The 15,845-nt window shown below is 66.7% G+C and carries 16 protein-coding genes, 1 other RNA gene and 3 pseudogenes; 6 read left to right on the top strand and 14 right to left on the bottom strand.

Annotated features, from left to right (window positions below; genetic code table 11):
• Positions 1–195: 195 nt before the first annotated feature.
• On the bottom strand, positions 196–1,239 hold the full coding sequence (locus ACWCO2_RS21600) for a glucose 1-dehydrogenase (RefSeq protein ID WP_450129544.1): 1,044 nt from the start codon (positions 1,237–1,239) through the stop codon (positions 196–198).
• Positions 1,240–1,266: 27 nt separating this feature from the next.
• Between ACWCO2_RS21600 and ACWCO2_RS21595 the strand changes: the two are divergent.
• Positions 1,267–1,455, top strand: a pseudogene (locus ACWCO2_RS21595) (transposase); the annotation flags it as partial.
• A 121-nt stretch (positions 1,456–1,576) separates the two neighbouring features.
• Here ACWCO2_RS21595 and ACWCO2_RS21590 read toward each other — a convergent pair.
• Positions 1,577–1,819 (bottom strand): hypothetical protein, encoded by a 243-nt coding sequence (locus ACWCO2_RS21590; protein ID WP_450129575.1) that lies wholly within the window; start codon positions 1,817–1,819, stop codon positions 1,577–1,579.
• Positions 1,820–2,151: 332 nt separating this feature from the next.
• On the opposite strand from ACWCO2_RS21590, the gene ACWCO2_RS21585 reads away from it, so the two are divergent.
• On the top strand, positions 2,152–2,727 hold the full coding sequence (locus tag ACWCO2_RS21585; protein WP_450129543.1) for a GNAT family N-acetyltransferase: 576 nt from the start codon (positions 2,152–2,154) through the stop codon (positions 2,725–2,727).
• 82 nt (positions 2,728–2,809) lie between these two features.
• Here ACWCO2_RS21585 and ACWCO2_RS21580 read toward each other — a convergent pair whose 3' ends face one another.
• The 3 genes from ACWCO2_RS21580 to ACWCO2_RS21570 form a co-directional block, all read right to left on the bottom strand.
• Positions 2,810–3,781, bottom strand: coding sequence for a PAS domain-containing sensor histidine kinase (locus tag ACWCO2_RS21580; protein WP_450129542.1), 972 nt, complete (start codon positions 3,779–3,781; stop codon positions 2,810–2,812).
• A gap of 112 nt (positions 3,782–3,893) precedes the next feature.
• Positions 3,894–5,396, bottom strand: coding sequence for a circadian clock protein KaiC (gene kaiC, locus ACWCO2_RS21575; RefSeq protein ID WP_450129541.1), 1,503 nt, complete (start codon positions 5,394–5,396; stop codon positions 3,894–3,896).
• A complete protein-coding gene (locus tag ACWCO2_RS21570) occupies positions 5,393–5,665 on the bottom strand; it encodes a circadian clock KaiB family protein (protein WP_450129540.1) in 273 nt (90 codons plus the stop codon). The genes kaiC and ACWCO2_RS21570 overlap by 4 nt, the downstream gene beginning before the upstream one ends.
• Before the next feature lie 281 nt (positions 5,666–5,946).
• Between ACWCO2_RS21570 and ACWCO2_RS21565 the strand changes: the two genes are divergently transcribed.
• The 4 genes and pseudogenes from ACWCO2_RS21565 to ACWCO2_RS21550 all read left to right on the top strand — a co-directional run.
• Complete coding sequence (locus ACWCO2_RS21565; RefSeq protein WP_450129539.1) at positions 5,947–7,068, top strand: ferredoxin reductase; 1,122 nt, start codon at positions 5,947–5,949, stop codon at positions 7,066–7,068.
• 81 nt (positions 7,069–7,149) lie between these two features.
• Complete coding sequence (locus ACWCO2_RS21560; protein ID WP_450129573.1) at positions 7,150–8,205, top strand: fatty acid desaturase family protein; 1,056 nt, start codon at positions 7,150–7,152, stop codon at positions 8,203–8,205.
• Positions 8,206–8,479: 274 nt separating this feature from the next.
• Positions 8,480–8,822: pseudogene (locus tag ACWCO2_RS21555) on the top strand (alpha/beta fold hydrolase); the annotation flags it as partial.
• Positions 8,823–8,860: 38 nt separating this feature from the next.
• A pseudogene (locus ACWCO2_RS21550) lies at positions 8,861–9,484 on the top strand (recombinase family protein); the annotation flags it as partial.
• A 153-nt stretch (positions 9,485–9,637) separates the two neighbouring features.
• Here ACWCO2_RS21550 and ACWCO2_RS21545 read toward each other — a convergent pair.
• From ACWCO2_RS21545 to ACWCO2_RS21505, 9 genes are all read right to left on the bottom strand, one after another.
• Positions 9,638–9,766, bottom strand: a complete 129-nt coding sequence (locus tag ACWCO2_RS21545; protein WP_450129538.1) for a hypothetical protein — start codon at positions 9,764–9,766, stop codon at positions 9,638–9,640.
• Positions 9,767–9,901: 135 nt separating this feature from the next.
• On the bottom strand, positions 9,902–10,030 hold the full coding sequence (locus ACWCO2_RS21540; RefSeq protein ID WP_450129537.1) for a hypothetical protein: 129 nt from the start codon (positions 10,028–10,030) through the stop codon (positions 9,902–9,904).
• 133 nt (positions 10,031–10,163) lie between these two features.
• Positions 10,164–10,534: a transfer-messenger RNA gene (gene ssrA, locus ACWCO2_RS21535) on the bottom strand.
• An 82-nt stretch (positions 10,535–10,616) separates the two neighbouring features.
• Positions 10,617–11,510, bottom strand: coding sequence for an amidohydrolase family protein (locus tag ACWCO2_RS21530; RefSeq protein WP_450129536.1), 894 nt, complete (start codon positions 11,508–11,510; stop codon positions 10,617–10,619).
• Positions 11,510–11,986, bottom strand: a complete 477-nt coding sequence (smpB, locus tag ACWCO2_RS21525; protein WP_450129535.1) for an SsrA-binding protein SmpB — start codon at positions 11,984–11,986, stop codon at positions 11,510–11,512. Before smpB ends, ACWCO2_RS21530 begins: the two co-directional genes overlap by 1 nt.
• A gap of 123 nt (positions 11,987–12,109) precedes the next feature.
• Positions 12,110–13,006: a permease-like cell division protein FtsX gene (gene ftsX / locus ACWCO2_RS21520; RefSeq protein ID WP_450129534.1), complete on the bottom strand. Its 897-nt coding sequence runs from the start codon at positions 13,004–13,006 to the stop codon at positions 12,110–12,112.
• Positions 13,007–13,064: 58 nt separating this feature from the next.
• The gene (ftsE, locus tag ACWCO2_RS21515) at positions 13,065–13,754 is read right to left on the bottom strand and encodes a cell division ATP-binding protein FtsE (protein WP_450129533.1); all 690 of its coding nucleotides are present in this window, start codon (positions 13,752–13,754) and stop codon (positions 13,065–13,067) included.
• Positions 13,755–13,858: 104 nt separating this feature from the next.
• On the bottom strand, positions 13,859–14,965 hold the full coding sequence (gene prfB, locus ACWCO2_RS21510; protein WP_450129532.1) for a peptide chain release factor 2: 1,107 nt from the start codon (positions 14,963–14,965) through the stop codon (positions 13,859–13,861).
• A 106-nt stretch (positions 14,966–15,071) separates the two neighbouring features.
• Positions 15,072–15,569 carry a PadR family transcriptional regulator gene (locus ACWCO2_RS21505; RefSeq protein WP_450129531.1) on the bottom strand — a complete coding sequence of 166 codons (498 nt, stop codon included), beginning with the start codon at positions 15,567–15,569 and terminating at the stop codon, positions 15,072–15,074.
• Positions 15,570–15,845 lie beyond the last annotated feature (276 nt).

Here is a 15,845-nt window from a genome sequence, read left to right as displayed (position 1 = left end):
TACCCGAGCACGGGCACGCTCGTGCGCAGCAGCTCCGCCATCCACAATCCCGCCGTGCCCACCCCGGGGCACGAACTCGGTATCACGTTCCTCGACCATCAGGCCCCGATGTGTTCGATCCTCGCTCTGATTTTCGCACCGACGCAGCCGGACTCCCCTAGTCGTCGAGCAGCACCCCGGGTCTGCTCATCGAGCTTAGGCCTGGAGGTCGACGACGACCTTCAACTCGTCGGGGCCCGTCTCGAAGACATCGGTCCAGTCGCCCAGCGGGATCCGGCGGCTGATCAGGGACCCCAGCCAGTTCCGGTCCGCGCCGGCCAGCGCCTGCACGGCCTGGTTGTAGTGGCGCAGGTTGGCATTCACGCTGCCCAGGACGACGTCGTTGTCCAGCATCAGTTCGTTGTCGATCGCCGACGCTGGGAAGGGCACGGTGCGGTGGTGGCCCGTGTTGCCGGTCAGCACGGTGATGGCGTTGCGCGCGGTCCGTTGCAGCACCTCGAACACGACCTTCCCGGATCCGGTCGCCTCGATCACGACGGCGGGTTCGCAGCCCAGATCGTCCAGCGAGGTGTGGTAGGTAGCGCCCAGCGCGCGCACCAGATCCGGTTTCGGCCCTTCGGTGGCGTGGTCGAGAACGTGCATGTCCAGGCCGCGCTGCGTGCCGAACAGAGCGCCGAGCAAGCCGATCGGTCCCGCGCTGGTCACCAGCGCGTGGTGTGGAGCGAAATAGGCTCGTCTGCCGATCACGTCGGCCTGCTCCCACGCTTTGGCCACCACCGATGCGGGCTCGATCAGCACTCCCAGATCACCGAGCGCCGGGGTGACCTTGATCGCGAACTGGGGCTCGACCGTCCACTGCTGAGCACCGAACCCGTCCAACCCCTTGATGCCGCGCTCGGTGTACTCGCCGTTGAGGCAGAAGTCCCACTGCCCGGCCGTACACGCCTCGCACGGCAGCGGGTCCGGACGCCGAACGACACCCACCACGTAGTCGCCCTCCTGGAAACCGCTGATCGCGGGCGCGTGGACCACCTGGCCGACGGATTCGTGGAAGAGAACCATGCGGTCCTGCTCCGGCGGCAAGAGGCCACGTGCGCGTTCGGTGACGTCGCGATCAATGCCGCAGAACCCCACCAGCAGGCCACGCACGAGCAGCTCCCCCGGCTGCGGAACGGGATCGGGCAGTTCGGTGATCGCCGACAACTCCGGACTGCCTGGAACCACGGTGGCGGCCTTCACCGGAAACCCCTCCCCGTCGTCGGATGCGTGCGGACGTACGAGCAGAGAGCCCCAAGACAGGAACCACCAGAAGATGCCCAGTGGGCGTTGATCGAGCCGCCCCTGATGTCATGGCGTGCCGCACGCCGTGGGCCGAGAACCGCGGCGCGGGTGCACGACCTTCGGGAGATCGTGAACGCGATCCTGCATGTGCGCCGGACCGGAACCGCCTGGGAGCACTTCCCCCTGCAAGCCGGTGTACGGCGACTACGCCAGGCGGAAGGCGGGCGGACCGGCGAATCCACCCAAACCCGGCGAACGGAACTACCCGAACAGGACATCAGCACCCACATCAAGATCAGATGCCCTCTTCAGCCAAGCGCTCCCACGGAGCAACGTCCGCGGGAAGGATGGACATCAGCCACCGAATGTCCCCATGCGCCTCTTCCTCCGTGTCAAAACCGATACGCGCGTGTGGTTCCCCGTGGGCGAGGTACGTGACCAACCACTTGTCCGCAGCGTGCTCCAAAACGATCTCGAAGCAGCCGTCCTCATGCCAGTGACCGCGCCCTGCGCACCATCGGCCAACGACCTTGCTCATTGACTGCTCATCTCCCCATGCGGCCACGTTGCCAGCAGCGCCGAACCCTGGGGAGCGCTACAACCGCACTCAACCACAAGCATGCCTCTGTTCGAACCTCCGAACAGAGGCTTCTGGCTCAGAGCTTGCGGTGTCGGCCCGTGGCTGGCTCTGGGTCCGTGACGTCCCCGTCGAGCCAGGTTCGTCCGATAGCCGACAGGTAGACGCCTCACCCATGTCCCTGTTCAAGGTGGCGCGGAAGTACGGCATGTCGGCGCTCGGGTTGGGTCCCTTCACCGGGATGCCAGCACTCCTCCTATCTCACCAGGGCTGCTCTTGGCTAGGCTGGGTGAATGGCCGAGCAGCTGGTCACGGAACGACTCGTGCTGCGGTCGTGGCACATCGGCGACGCCCGAGCGGCACTGGATGTCTTCGGGCACACCGACGTGGCAAGGTGGCTCAGCCCGATCATGGAGCAGGTTCCCGACCTACCGGCTATGCGTCTGCTGCTGCGGCAGTGGATCGCTGAGGACGCCAGGTCGATCCCACCCGCCGGACGATGGGCCATCCAACAGCGCAAGGACGAGCGCGTGATCGGCGGCGCGACGCTGCTGCCCCTGCCACCCGGCAACCAGGACCTCGAGATCGGTTGGCAACTGCATCCGGACGTGTGGGGACAGGGCTATTCCGTCGAGACGACGTACGCGCTGGCGCAATGGGCATTTCAGCACGAGGTCGACGAGATCTTCGCGGTCGTTCGGCCCGACAACACACGCGCCGCGGCTGCGGTACGTCGCAACGGCATGGAATGGGTGGGGGAAACGAGCAAGTACTTCGGACTGACCATGGAGGTGTTCCGACTCCGCGTAGCCGACCTCGACCTGGCGGCCAAACAGCAGCGGCTGCCCCCCGGCTTCGAAGCGGAATGACTCAGTCCGCCAGCCTTCGCCAGGCCCGTACACGCGATGCATTGCCAGCCGGGGAACTCCTGTGTGGATTGGCGAGTCGCCGTCACGTGTCTGGCGTTCCTTGCAAGCGGAGGCAGAAGCAGGCGCCTTCGTCGTCGTTGGGCTCGTACCAGACCTCGCCGCCGGTGGCACGGGCGAGGCTGCGGACGATCCACAGCCCGAGGCCGGTTCCCTCCATCTGTCGCCGCGCGCGAAGCTCGCGGCTGAAACGTTCGAACAAGTGAGGCACGAATGAGTCCGGCACGCCCGGCCCCCGGTCGCACACCCGGATCTCGACCCACCCCGACTGCTCGGTGGCCCGCACCTCGACGGGTGGGCGTCCATAGGTGAAGGCGTTCTCCAGGTAGTTGGTGAGCATCTCAGAGAGCTCGTAGCGGTCGACGACGGCCACCAGGTCAGGGCTGCACGACAAGCTCACGTCCTGAGCTTTCTCCTCGAAATCGGCCAGCCGTTCCAGGAGGGCCTCGAGCACGCGCACGGGTTCCGGGCTGGCACGGGTGTCCTCCGCGTCGATTCTGGAAGCAGTGAGGAGTTTGTGCATGAGTGCCTGAAGACGGTCTATGCCAGCGGCGATCTCATCGATGAGCTCGACCGTCTGTTCCTCGCTGAGCGTGGCACGCCCTTCCCGCAGCAGATGTACAAGCAGTTTGATCGCGGCGACCGGGGTGCGGAGCTCGTGGGCGGCCACGGCGACCACGGTCGTCTGCCGTTCCAGGGCGACTTCCAGGTCTTGTTCGGCTTGCTTTCGCCGCGTGACATCGCGGAGCGCGGCGACGTAGACGTGCTCGCCGTGCAAAGTCGTGGCAGTGACCCGCATTTCGACCACCCGGGCGGATCCGTCCGGCTGTATCAGGTCGATCTCGCTGGTTTGGTGGACGACCGTCGGGGCACCGAACACGCTGCCGACGAGATCTCCCGTCGAGCGGGCGAAGAGCATCTCGGCGGCCGGATTGGCAAGGCGGATGATCCCCCGCTCGTCGACGGCGACGATCCCGTCCGCCGACGCCTCCACCATGGCCTGGTTCGCACCGTCGCGGAACCGCGAGCCGACGGTCCGCTCCGGTTCGGCGCCTGCCGCAGCACGTTGGTCGGGGTGAGGGTTACTCATCGGTTCTGGGCCCCTGTGTTCAACCGGGCCTGGTCGGCCGCTGCGGATCCTCGACGAGGGAATTCGCGGCGAGGATGTGGGCGACGCCGCGCAAGGGTTCGCCGATGTGCAGGCCGGTTCCGTCGATCGTGACCTGGCGGATGCTGTGGTCGTGCGCGGTGCCCCGAGCCTGCACGACGGCGATGGCCCGCTGGATCTCGCCGGCGTGTTCAAAGTCGCGGAGCAGGATCGTGACGTCGGCGAGACTGGCGATCTCCACTGCGACCGAGGGCTCCAATGCAGGAGCAAGATGGACACCGGCCGCCGACGTGAGCAGTGCTGTGATCTCGCGGGGCCGCAGCACCGCACCCAGCGAGACGAGAAAGTCCAGCAACGCTCGCGGTGTGGCGACACGCTCGAGTGCGGACAGCGTGTCGATGACCATCCGGTCCGGGGCGAACTCCGCCACGCTGCGCCTGAGCCGGATGAAGTGGTCCTCCAACGACGCCACCTCCGGGTACTCCGCCACGATCCGGAGCCTTCCGGTCGCTTCCATGGCGTCGAGATCGAGTCCCCAGCCGGCGGCGTTGCGGCCAAGCTGCTCGCGGGTCTCGTCGAAGGTGTAGAACAGGCAGCGCTCCCCCGCGACGTACGCGGCGGCGGCGAAACGCAGGCTCGTCAACGTCTTGCCCGCGCCGGTAGACCCGCTGAGCAGAACGATTGCGTCCCGGTAGAGACCACCACCGCACATCTCGTCCAGCTCGGCGATGCCGGTGGAGACGCGGCCCTGAGATGCGCGCTCGCGCGAGGCGAGGAAGGCGAGGGGCATGACGACGATCCCCTCGAACGGGGCGATGGCGAACAGCCATTCCCCGGTGCGGTGCGAGGCACCTCGGAACTTGACGATCTCGATGGTCCGGCGTCGCCGCTCCTGCTGGAGGACGTTGCGCAGGATGATCACGTTGTTGAGCACGAATTCCTCGATGCCGTACCAGGACACGCCGTCGTGCTCGGCGGCCCGCTCCGCGGTGAGCACCGACGTGACTCCGAGCGCTTCGAGCGAGGAGGCGATCCGGAACAGCTCGCTGCGCACGTTGCCGATGTCGCTGAAGCGGGTGAAGAGCGCGCCGAGGGAGTCCAGCGAGACGCGCCTGGCGCCGACCTGGCCGACCGCGTGCTCGATGCGGGCCACCAGCGCGCTGAAGTCGTAGCTTCCGACGGTCGAAGTTTCCTCGAACTCGGCCGACGCGTCGACGAATGCCCACCGCCCCTCGGCCTCCCACCGTTCGATGGGAAACCCCAGCGAAGCGGCGTTGCGGCGAATGTCGGTCGGCGTCTCCTCGAAGGTGACGAACACCCCGGCCTCGTCGAAACCGCGGATGCCGCGGGCGAGGAACTCAACGGCGAACAGCGTCTTGCCGCTGCCGGTCGTGCCGGTCACGAGCGTGGACCGCCCAGCGGGAAGCCCGCCCAGCGCGACCTGGTCGAAGCCGCTGATACCGGTGGGGATCCGCTCGATCTCGTTGCGACCGGCCACGGTCACCGCCTCTCCGAAGGCAATGCGTCCGGGGCCGGGAGGCCGAGGGCCGCGGCGGCACGGCCGTGATCGGACAGATCCCCGATGACCCGCCGTTGCGGCAGCGGCGCGAGCCTGACCACCGTGGGCGTGGCCAGGATTCGTTCCTCTGCCGCCACGTCCGGGCGTTCGGCGGCGTCGATTACCTCGAGTTCGTAGCGACCGGGAACCATGGACTCACACAGCAACCGCAGGTTCGTCACCGCAGCCTGGGACCGCTCCGTCTGCCCCGCCACGTACAACCTGAATGAGTACATAGTCACCCGAACAAGCACGTCCGCCCCATACCGAACCCCCAACCGGGCTGCACACCCGTTTGTACCCCCGGGCTGTCCACCCTGCCCGTCCACAATGCGGCCCGGTTACAGGTCTGCAGGCCTTCGCCCGCGTCCTCGCACAGACCAGGTAACACCGCAGCGAACGGATGCAAATGCCTGGCGCGCTGAGCTGCGCGGGAACCTCAACGTCCCTAGCCTGAATCCCTTGGGATACGCCAAGCCCCAGGAGAAGATCAGTGATGGGAGCGTCTGTGACCGCACTCGGCCGAGCATCGTTGCACCGGGTCGCGGTCCCACTGCTTGAGGCGGTCACGGCGCCGCACGGCCCGGACCGCTATCTCGAGATGCTCAACCCGATGTGGTCGCTGCGCGAGGTGCGGGCCAAGATCATCGATGTGCGGCGTCCCGCTGTCGGCAGCGCCACGCTGTTGTTGCGGCCCAACGGAAACTGGCGGGGCTTCCGCGCCGGACAGCATGTCGCATTCACCATCGAGATCGACGGGGTGCGTCGAACTCGCTGTTACTCACTGGCCTGTTCCGCGCACTGCCCGGACGGCCTGCTGGAACTCACCGTCGCCGCGGAGCCAGAAGGCATGGTTTCCGGCCATCTGCACTCCGACGCCGGTCCGGGCACCGTGGTTCGACTGTCGCAGGCGCAGGGCCGTTTCACGCTGCCTGACTACCGCCCTGAGCACATTCTGCTGATCAGCGGTGGCAGTGGGATCACACCGGTGATGTCGATGCTGCGCACGCTGTGCGAGGACGGTTTCTGCGCGGTGGACCGTGCCGGACAAGTCACCTTCCTGCATTACGCCCGCAGCGCGGCCCACGTCGCCTACCTCGACGAACTGGCGGTACTGGCCACCGCGAACCCCGGGCTGCGCCTGCTGCGCGCCTACACGCGCGGCAGCGGCGGCGAGCTCGCCGGCCGGTTCGATGCAAAGCACCTGCCCAGCCTCGGCTCCGACGCCGCGGCGTGGGTGTGCGGGCCCGCCGGACTGGTCGACGCGGTCCGCGCACACTGGCAGCGCACCGGGATCAGCGTGCCGCTACAGACCGAGCAGTTCACCGCACCCACGCCGGCGCTGCCCGCCGACGACGGCAAGCCGTACGGCGAGGTGTGCTTCACCCGGAGCCGCCACCGGGTGGCCAACACCGGCGAGACCCTGCTCGAGCAGGCCGAGGCCACTGGCTTGAACCCCGAGTTCGGCTGCCGGATGGGCATCTGCCTCACCTGCACCAGCCGCAAGACCACCGGCAGCGTCCGTCACCTACACACCGGTGAGTTGTGCACCGAGCCGGACTCCGAGATTCAGATCTGTTCCACCGTGCCCGTGGGTGACGTTGCCGTCGACCTGTAGCCGCCTGCCCTGAAAGGAGTCGTCGTGCCGCACAACACGCCTACCCTCACACCCGAGCAATGCGACGCCTTCGGCGCCGAGATGGACGCACTGCGCCAGCGCATCGTCTCCGATCTCGGCACCAAGGACGCCGCGTATATCCGCAAGGTCCTCCGCGCGCAGCGCGCGCTGGAGGTCACCGGCCGCAGCCTGCTCTTCGCCGGTTTCCTACCACCCGCATGGCTCGGCGGCGTCACGGCACTGTCCTTGTCCAAGATCCTCGACAACATGGAGATCGGCCACAACGTCCTGCACGGCCAATACGACTGGCTGCGCGACGAAGCACTCAACTCCCGAAACTTCGAATGGGACATCGTCGCACCTGCCGAGCTGTGGAAACGCTCGCACAACTTCGGTCACCACGCCTACACCAACATCGTCGGCAAGGACCGCGACATCGGCTACTGGATCCTGCGGATCACCCCCGAGCAGCGCTGGACCCCCTACTACCTGGGCAACCCGATCTACGCGGCGCTGCTGTCGGTGATCTTCCAGTGGGGCGTGATGCTGCACGACCTCGAAGCCGAACGGGTCATCTCCGGGGAGAAGGGCTGGGACGAGGTCTCGGCCGACGCCAAGAAAATGGCCGCCAAGGCGCTGCGCCAAGTGGCCAAGGACTACCTGCTGTTCCCCGCACTGACCGGCCCGCTGGCCCCACTCACCTTCGCCGGCAACGCCACGGCGAACCTGGTCCGCAACCTGTGGGGCTTCTCGATCATCTTCTGCGGGCACTTCCCGGACGACGTCGCCACCTTCACCGAGGAAGAGGCCGCGAACGAAACCCGCGGGCAGTGGTACGTACGCCAGGTGCTCGGCTCGGCGAACATCACCGGCAGCAGACTGTTCCACCTGCTCTCCGGCAACCTCAGCCACCAGATCGAGCACCACCTGTTCCCCGACATCCCCGCCCGGCGCTACCCGCAGATCGCCGAAGACGTGCGCGACGCGTGCCGCCGCTACGGACTGCCGTACAACACCGGACCACTGCACCGACAGCTCGGCTCCGTCGCCCGCAAACTCATCAGACTCGCACTACCCGGAGGCAGACCGGACGAGAAGCACCCGGAAGAGCCAGCCACGAAAACCCCGGCGGCCTAACGATCTCCGGTCGCAGCGGCGTCGATCAGTCGCATGCGGTTGGTGTTGGCCTGCCCGTCCGTCCTATTGCGACAGAAGTACGCCACTGGCCCCGGCGATGACCGCTTTCGCGGACGCACCATTGTGCTGGAGTGCCGCTGGCCGTCCCGGTCATCTCAACGTGCTGCAACGCGGGTTGAACCAACGCTGAAACGTCCAACTCGCGCAACGGGTTCATGGCCGACGACGTGCGAGCCGTTGCGTTCCACCGTCGGGACCTCACGAGGCGGACGACATTGGCGTGCAGTACCTGACGGTCCACGGGTATCGCCGGGCTTTCCGGCGTGCGGGGTCCGGGCCGACGCTGCTGTTCATCCACGGCATCGGGGACAGCTCGCGGACCTGGCGCAAGGTCCTCGCGTCGCTCGCGGCGCACTTCACCGTGCTCGCACCCGATCTGCTCGGGCACGGTGATTCAGACAAACAGCCCGCCGACTACTCCGCAGCCGCCTACGCCTGCGGGGTGCCTCGAACTTCTCGACATCGATCGCGCGACCATCGTCGGCCACTCGTTGGGCGGCGGCGCGGCGATGCAGTTCGCATACCAGTTTCCGGAACGCTGTGAACGGCTCGTGCTGGCCCGACGCCACCCGGTGGTCACCCCGTCGGGCAACTCATGCACGGCATCCTGGCCACATTCAACGAGTACCAATCACTCCAGTCCGGTGCCGACATCGCCAAGAAGATGAGGCATAAGGCCCGCAACGGAGGCACCATCGGACGCGCATTCCTCGGCTACCTCAACCACATCGATCATTCCGAAGGTCGTGTCATCCGCACCATCGTCGTTGACGAGGAACGCGCACCGCTGGTGCAACTCGGCTTCGAGCTGTATGACACCGGGGACTACACGCTCGACGAGCTGGCAGACGAACTCTTCGACCGCGGCCTGCGCACACGCCCCACCGCCAAGCACCCGGCAAAGAAGGTCTCGATCAACAAACTCTCGCAGATGCTGCGCGACCGCTACTACCTCGGCTACGTGACTTACAAGGGCGAAGAGATCCGGGGCCGACACAAACGGCTGATCGACGAAGACCTCTTCGACCGCGTTCAAGACCGGCTCAACTCTCGAACTGCGGCCAAGGAGCGGCGCCGGGTGCACCACCACTACCTCAAAGGCTCGGTGTTCTGCACACGTTGCCGTCGTGCCGGCATCACCCAGCGAATGATCATCCAACTCACTGTGAACCGGCACGGGACCGAGTACCGGTACTTTTTCTGCCGCAACAAGCGCAACGGCACCTGTCAAGCGCCCCACGTCCCCGTTGACTTGGTCAAAGACGCAGTCGAACGCCACTACGAGAGCATCCGCTTCACTCCGGCGTTCATCGCAGACGTCCGAGTTCAGATCGACACCGTCATCAGCGAACAGGAGAAATCCGCACGGCTCCTACACCAGCAGCTCAAGAACCAGCTCCAAGAACTCGATGCCCAGGAGGAGAACCTGATCGACTTGGCAGCCGACGGCACCCTGCCGCAAACCAAGGTCAAAGCGAAGCTGCGCGACATCGAACGCCAACGCAAACACCTGGCGGGACGCCTAGACAGCGCCAGCGCCGACCTCACCGACAGCGCCCGCCTCATCGAGGCCAGCCTCCAGCTCCTCGAAGACCCCGCGAGCTGTATCGGCGCTGCAACGACCATTCAGCGGCGCCTACTCAACCAGGCGATCTTCCACGGGCTCTACAGCGACGACGAGGAGATCACCCACGGCGATCTTCGTGAGCCCTTCGGGAAACTCCACGCCCTCAAGCACGCGCAAGCGAGCAGCCGAGACGGCCACGACTCCTCCTCCATCTCGGAGCCCCGAAACAGCAAAGGGGCCACCCGCCAAGCGGGTGGCCCCTCATCGCTGTCCAACGTTGAGATCCTGCTTCAGGACCTAAACTCAGGCCCGGGCTGTAATAACAACCCCAAGGTGGAGGTGCCGGGAATCGAACCCGGGTCCTCCGCCGCTTCACCAAGTCTTCTCCGTGCGCAGTCCGCTATGTCTCTGCTTGGCTCCACCGGTCACGCGAACTAGCCGATGTGACGAGCCCAGTCGCTGTTTGGTGTCCCACCAGGTTCCGCGACCGAACCTGGCGGTGAGAGCCTCCTAGCTGATGCCGGATTCCGGGACGGAGGCGCTCCCGGTCCGACAGAGTCGCTCCTCGCTCAGGCGGCGAGGGCGAACTCGCGCTGACTCTTGTCGGCGCTTATTAGGTTGCAGCGACGCTCACGGTGGTCTCCTGCCTGCACCGGCACGCTTCCCTTGGATCAACGTACGGAGTCGAAACCGTTCACCCCCTCGTCTCCGGCTCGGCTTTCGAACCGGTGTACCCCAGCATAACGCGTGGCGTCCCAGCGATCATTCCCATATCCGGAAACGATCAGATGGCCAGCAGTCGGGCCGGGGTGTCGTGCAGCACTGCGCGCAGGAACTCCGCGCCGAGCCGCCCGTCTTCCTCCGCCCATCCCGCGATCGTCGCCAGCTGTTCGGCGTACGGGTACGGGATGTTCGGGAAGTCAGTGCCGAGCACCACGCGGTCGGCGTGCTCGGCCAGTCGCGCCGACCAGTCCACTGGCAGCGACGCGAACTGCTCGCTGAAGGCGACGCCGACCATGGTGGTGTCGATGTGCACCTTCGAGTACTTGCCCACCAGGTCCAGCGCGGTGCCGTGCTCGGGCATTCCGGCGTGCGCCAGGACCGCTACCAGCTCGGGGTGGCTGCGCAGCACCTGCTCGAACACGTCGAGCCCGGTGTGGACGCCGGGACGCGGGCCGTTGCCGCAGTGCACGACGACCGGGATCCCGGCCTCCGCGAGCAGCCCCCACGCCGGCTGGAGCAGGTCGTCACGCGGGTCAAAAGCACCGACCTCGACGTGCACCTTCACGCACTTCGCACCGGCATCCAGCGCCTTGGCGAGGTAGGTGCCGACCTCGGGCTCCGGGAAGATCGTCGCCGTCGGCACCGCGCCCGGGGTGCGGTGGCCGAAGTCCACCGCCCAGTCGGTCAGCCATTCCGCCATGCCCGGCTTGTGCGCGTAGACCAGCGGGGCGAACGTCGTCACCCCGAGATCGCGCAGCACCTGCAGGCGGGCTTCCTCGGAGTGGCGGTAGAAGATCGGCCACTCGACGCCGTAGTGCTCACCGGCCTGGTCGAAGTACGACCAGACCTTGTGCAGCACGCGCTCCGGCAGGAAGTGCGTGTGGATGTCGATCAGCCCGGGAACGCCGAGTCCGGCCACCCAGCCAGGGACCTCGGCGTCGCTGCGCGGCCCCATCAACGCATTCCCTTGCGGGCGCGGCCGATGGCTCGCTGCATCTCGCGCTGGGCATCACGCTTGGCCAGGTCCTGCCGCTTGTCGTGGTCCTTCTTGCCGCGCGCGAGCGCGAGCTCGACCTTGGCCCGGCCGTCGCTGAAGTACAGCGACATCGGAATGAGGCTCAACCCGCTCTCCTTGATCTTGCCGACCAGTCGGAGGATCTCGTGCTTGTGCAGCAGCAGCTTGCGGGAACGGCGCGGCTCGTGGTTGGTCCACGTCCCCTCGGTGTACTCGGGGATGTGCACGTTGCGCAGCCAGACCTCGCCGTCGTCGACGGTGGCGAAGCCGTCGACCAGCTGGGCCTTGCCCTGCCGGAGGCTCTTCACCTCGGTGCCGGTCAGCGCGACGCCGGCCTCGTAGGTGTCCAGCACCGCCCAGTCGTGCCGCGCCTTGCGGTTCTGCGCGATGACCTTGCGGCCGCGTTCCTTCACCATGCCGACAACTCTAACCGCCGTGTCACCCGAGTTTCTGACACCACAGGGCGTTCCCGGCGATCGGCGTTCTGATGACGGAGAGCCACGGTTTCCGCGGAAACCGTGGCTCTCCTGGAGATCGTCTTACAGCCGGACGTAGAGGCGGAGGGTGACGTAGCCCGTACCAGCCGAGATGGCCGCCGCCACCAGCAGCAGGACCGGCGAGATCACGGCGACGTCACTCCATTCGATGCTGGGGACGATGCCGCCGAACGACGACAGGACCTTGTCGAGGAACAGCGCCTTGATCGCCGACAGGCCGATGATGCCCAGGATCGCACCGATCAGACCGGAGACCACCGCCTCCAGCAAGAACGGCAGCTGGGTGTACCAGCGGGTGGCACCGACCAGGCGCATGATGCCGGTCTCGTTGCGCCGGGTGAACGCCGAGAGCTGGATGGTGTTGGAGATCAGCAGCAGCGCCGCGAGCGCCTGCACCAACGCAATGAAGAAGGCGACGTTGCGGACCGTGTTCAGCATGCTGAACACCTGGTCGAGGTAGTCGGCCTGGTTGACCACGTTGTCCACGCCGGGACGACCGTCGAACTCCTGCTGGATCGCAGCGAAGCGCTCCGGGTCGCTCAGCTTGACGCGCAGCGAGGCAGGCATCGCCTCGGCGCGGGCGACGTCGCGCAGCTCCGGCTGCGATTCGAAGACCTTGTTGAAGCTCTCGAACGCCTGCTGGCGGTTCTCGTACTTCACCGCCTCAACGCCGGGAACGTTCTTGAGGTCGGACATGATGTTCGCGCACGGCTGCTGGGTGCAGTCGTTGTCGTTCGCGCTGACGTCGTCAGTCATGAACACCACGACCTCGACGCGGTCCTGGTAGGTCTCCTGCATCTTGTCGATCATCCGGACCACGAGGAGACCGCCGCCGAGCAGACCGACCGAAATGGCGGTCGTCAGCATCATCGCGATGGTCATCGTCACGTTGCGCCGAAGGCCGTTGACGACCTCGCTGAATACGAAGCTCACGCGCATCTTGTGTCAGCTTTCCTAGCCGGTCGGGGGTGTGTCAGGGCCGCAGGTTCGGGGGGCTCTAGCGGCCGACGCCGTAGACACCGCGGGCGTCGTCGCGAATGACGCGGCCGAGGCTCAGCTCGACCACGCGACGTCGCATCGAGTCGACGATCGAGTGGTCGTGGGTGGCCATCACGACGGTGGTGCCGGTGCGGTTGATCCGCTCCAGCAGCAGCATGATGTCCTGGCTGGTGTCGGGGTCGAGGTTTCCGGTCGGCTCGTCGCAGAGCAGCACCAGGGGGCGGTTGACGAAGGCCCGCGCGATCGCGACGCGCTGCTGCTCACCACCGGAGAGCTCGTGCGGCATCCGGTCGGCCTTGCCGTCCAGACCGACGAGCTGCAGCACCTGCGGCACCACCCGGCGGATGTCGTTGCGCGGCTTGCCGATGACTTCCAGCGCGAATGCCACGTTCTCCGCGACGGTCTTGTTGTTCAGCAGCCGGAAGTCCTGGAAGACGCAGCCGATGCGCTGGCGCAGCCGCGGGACGCGGCGACGCGGCAGCTTCGCCACGTTCCAGTCGGCGACGAAGACCCGACCGCGGCTGGGCACGTCCTCGCGCAGCAGCAGACGCATGAACGTCGACTTGCCGGACCCGGACGGGCCGATGAGGAAGACGAACTCGCCCTTCTCGATGCTCACCGAGACATCGTCGAGAGCGGGCCTGGTCGACGTCTTGTACGTCTTGGACACGTGCTCAAGGCGGATCACGGGGCGTGAGTTTACCTGCGTCCATAAGGGGGACTGAGACTCACCCGGTTCGGCGGTGCATCCTTGATCATCTTCGCGTTCCGCCTGGTAGCGGCACGTGCCCGTCAGGCCACGCTCTGCTGCTGGCGGCGCCAGCGGATGCCGGCCTCGAGGAACCCGTCGATGTCGCCGTCGAGGACCGCGTCGGGGTTGCCGACCTCGTGCTCGGTGCGCAGGTCCTTGACCATCTGGTACGGGTGCAGGACGTAGGAGCGCATCTGGTTGCCCCAGCTGGACCCGCTGTCCTTGAGCGCGTCGAGCTCGGCGCGCTCCTCCTCCTTCTTGCGGGCGAGCAGCTTGGCCTGCAGGACGCGCATCGCGGCGGCCTTGTTCTGCAGCTGCGACTTCTCGTTCTGGCAGGACACCACGATGCCGGTCGGGATGTGCGTCATGCGCACCGCCGAGTCGGTGGTGTTCACGCTCTGGCCGCCGGGACCGGAGGACCGGAACACGTCGACCCGGAGGTCCTTCTCCGGGATCTCGACGCTGTCGGTCTCCTCCACGACCGGCAGGACCTCGACGCCGACGAAGGAGGTCTGGCGGCGGCCCTGGTTGTCGAACGGCGAGATGCGCACCAGCCGGTGCGTGCCCTGCTCGACGGAGAGGGTGCCGTAGGCGTAGGGGGCGTTGATCCGGAAGGTGGCGGACTTCAGCCCGGCCTCTTCGGCGTAGGAGGTGTCGTAGACCTCGGTCGGGTAGGAGTGCCGCTCCGCCCACCGCAGGTACATCCGCATCATCATCTCGGCGAAGTCGGCGGCGTCGACGCCACCTGCCTCGGCGCGGATGGTGACCATCGCCTCGCGCTGGTCGTACTCGCCGGACAGCAGGGTGCGGACCTCGAGCGTTTCCAGGTCCTTCTTGAGGGACTCGCACTCCTTGTCGGCCTCGGCCAGCCCGGAGGTGTCGCCCTCGTCCTCGCTGAGCTCGTAGAGGACCTCCAGGTCCTCGATGCGCTGCCGCAGTTCGGTGACCCGGCGCAGCTCGGCCTGCCGGTGCACGAGCTGGCTGCTGACCCGCTGCGCGTGATCGACGTCGTCCCAGAGGTCGGGCTTGGCCGCCTCGGCTTCCAGCTCCGCGATATTCGCGCGCAGAGCGTCCAGATCCATCACGCTCTCGATGCCTTCGAGGGTGTTGGTCAGTTCTTTGAGCGAAGCTGCGACGTCGGGATTCACAGTGCTCAGCGTACTTCACCGAGCACGGGCCGCCCACGAGGACGGCCCGTTCTCCGTTTGTCCTTGACTGCCCGCACCGCAGCGCGAAGCGAGCAGCTGCACCGGATCAGTCCGGGATGGTGTCGAGGAGCTTGATGATCGCCCGGTTGTAGGCCACCGTGAAGTCCGCAGCCGCCTTCTCGTACGGGTCGCCCGCGGTCTTGGCCGCGTTCTTCGCCTCGTCCATCTTCACCGCGTACTGGCCGCGGGCCGCCTCGACCAAGCCCGCGCGCTGCTTGGGCGTCAACGAACCGGAGTGGACCAGGCGCAGGATCAGCGGGCTGCGGACGTTGTCCGGGCCCGGCTCGGTGTTCAGCCACGACTTGAAGGCCCGCTTACCGGCCGCGGTGATCGCGTACTGCTGGCTGGAGCGCGGTCCCTGCTTGCCGAGGCGCAGCAGGCCGGCGTCGGTCAGCGCGGGCAGCTCCCGGTAAACCTGGCTGCGGGTCACGCTGAAGAACCCTCCGAAGCGCTCGGTGGCAGCAGCAACCAGCTGGCCACCGGTCTTCGGACCTTCGTGCAGTAGTCCCAACAGGGCAGCGGATGTCGCATTCAGCTCGGTCACACTGCCACGGTGCCACGCTCGCGCCGAGCTGTCCACAGTGGTCGCCAGTTCTGTCCACTGTGGTTGCAGCGGACTGGGCCGAGTGGACGAACGGTTGCGCCATCGGCGCAGAGGCCGGACGACTGCCACCCCGGCGGACCGGACGCATTGCGCAGCCGGTTCCCGGCCAGGGCCTGCACGCATTGCTACGAGCATGAGCGTCGTTCGCCTGGATGGGCGTTATTGGCTGCGCAATGAGGTGCTATCGGGTTTTGGAACTGCCCAACGGCGCCCGGT

It is taken from the genome of Saccharopolyspora sp. NPDC002376 (assembly GCF_053593195.1).
The sequence above is the reverse complement of the archived record's forward strand: the minus strand, read 5'-3'. Positions and strand labels throughout refer to the sequence as shown.

What these genes read in the sequence shown, in the direction of transcription:
- ACWCO2_RS21590 (WP_450129575.1), bottom strand. Translation starts at nt 1,819, where the DNA reads ATGAGCAAGGTCGTTGGCCGATGGTGCGCAGGGCGCGGTCACTGGCAT.
- ACWCO2_RS21585 (WP_450129543.1), top strand. Translation starts at nt 2,152, where the DNA reads ATGGCCGAGCAGCTGGTCACGGAACGACTCGTGCTGCGGTCGTGGCAC.
- ACWCO2_RS21580 (WP_450129542.1), bottom strand. Translation starts at nt 3,781, where the DNA reads ATGGTGGAGGCGTCGGCGGACGGGATCGTCGCCGTCGACGAGCGGGGG.
- ACWCO2_RS21565 (WP_450129539.1), top strand. Translation starts at nt 5,947, where the DNA reads ATGGGAGCGTCTGTGACCGCACTCGGCCGAGCATCGTTGCACCGGGTC.
- ACWCO2_RS21560 (WP_450129573.1), top strand. Translation starts at nt 7,150, where the DNA reads ATGGACGCACTGCGCCAGCGCATCGTCTCCGATCTCGGCACCAAGGAC.
- ACWCO2_RS21530 (WP_450129536.1), bottom strand. Translation starts at nt 11,510, where the DNA reads ATGGGGCCGCGCAGCGACGCCGAGGTCCCTGGCTGGGTGGCCGGACTC.
- smpB (WP_450129535.1), bottom strand. Translation starts at nt 11,986, where the DNA reads ATGGTGAAGGAACGCGGCCGCAAGGTCATCGCGCAGAACCGCAAGGCG.
- ftsX (WP_450129534.1), bottom strand. Translation starts at nt 13,006, where the DNA reads ATGCGCGTGAGCTTCGTATTCAGCGAGGTCGTCAACGGCCTTCGGCGC.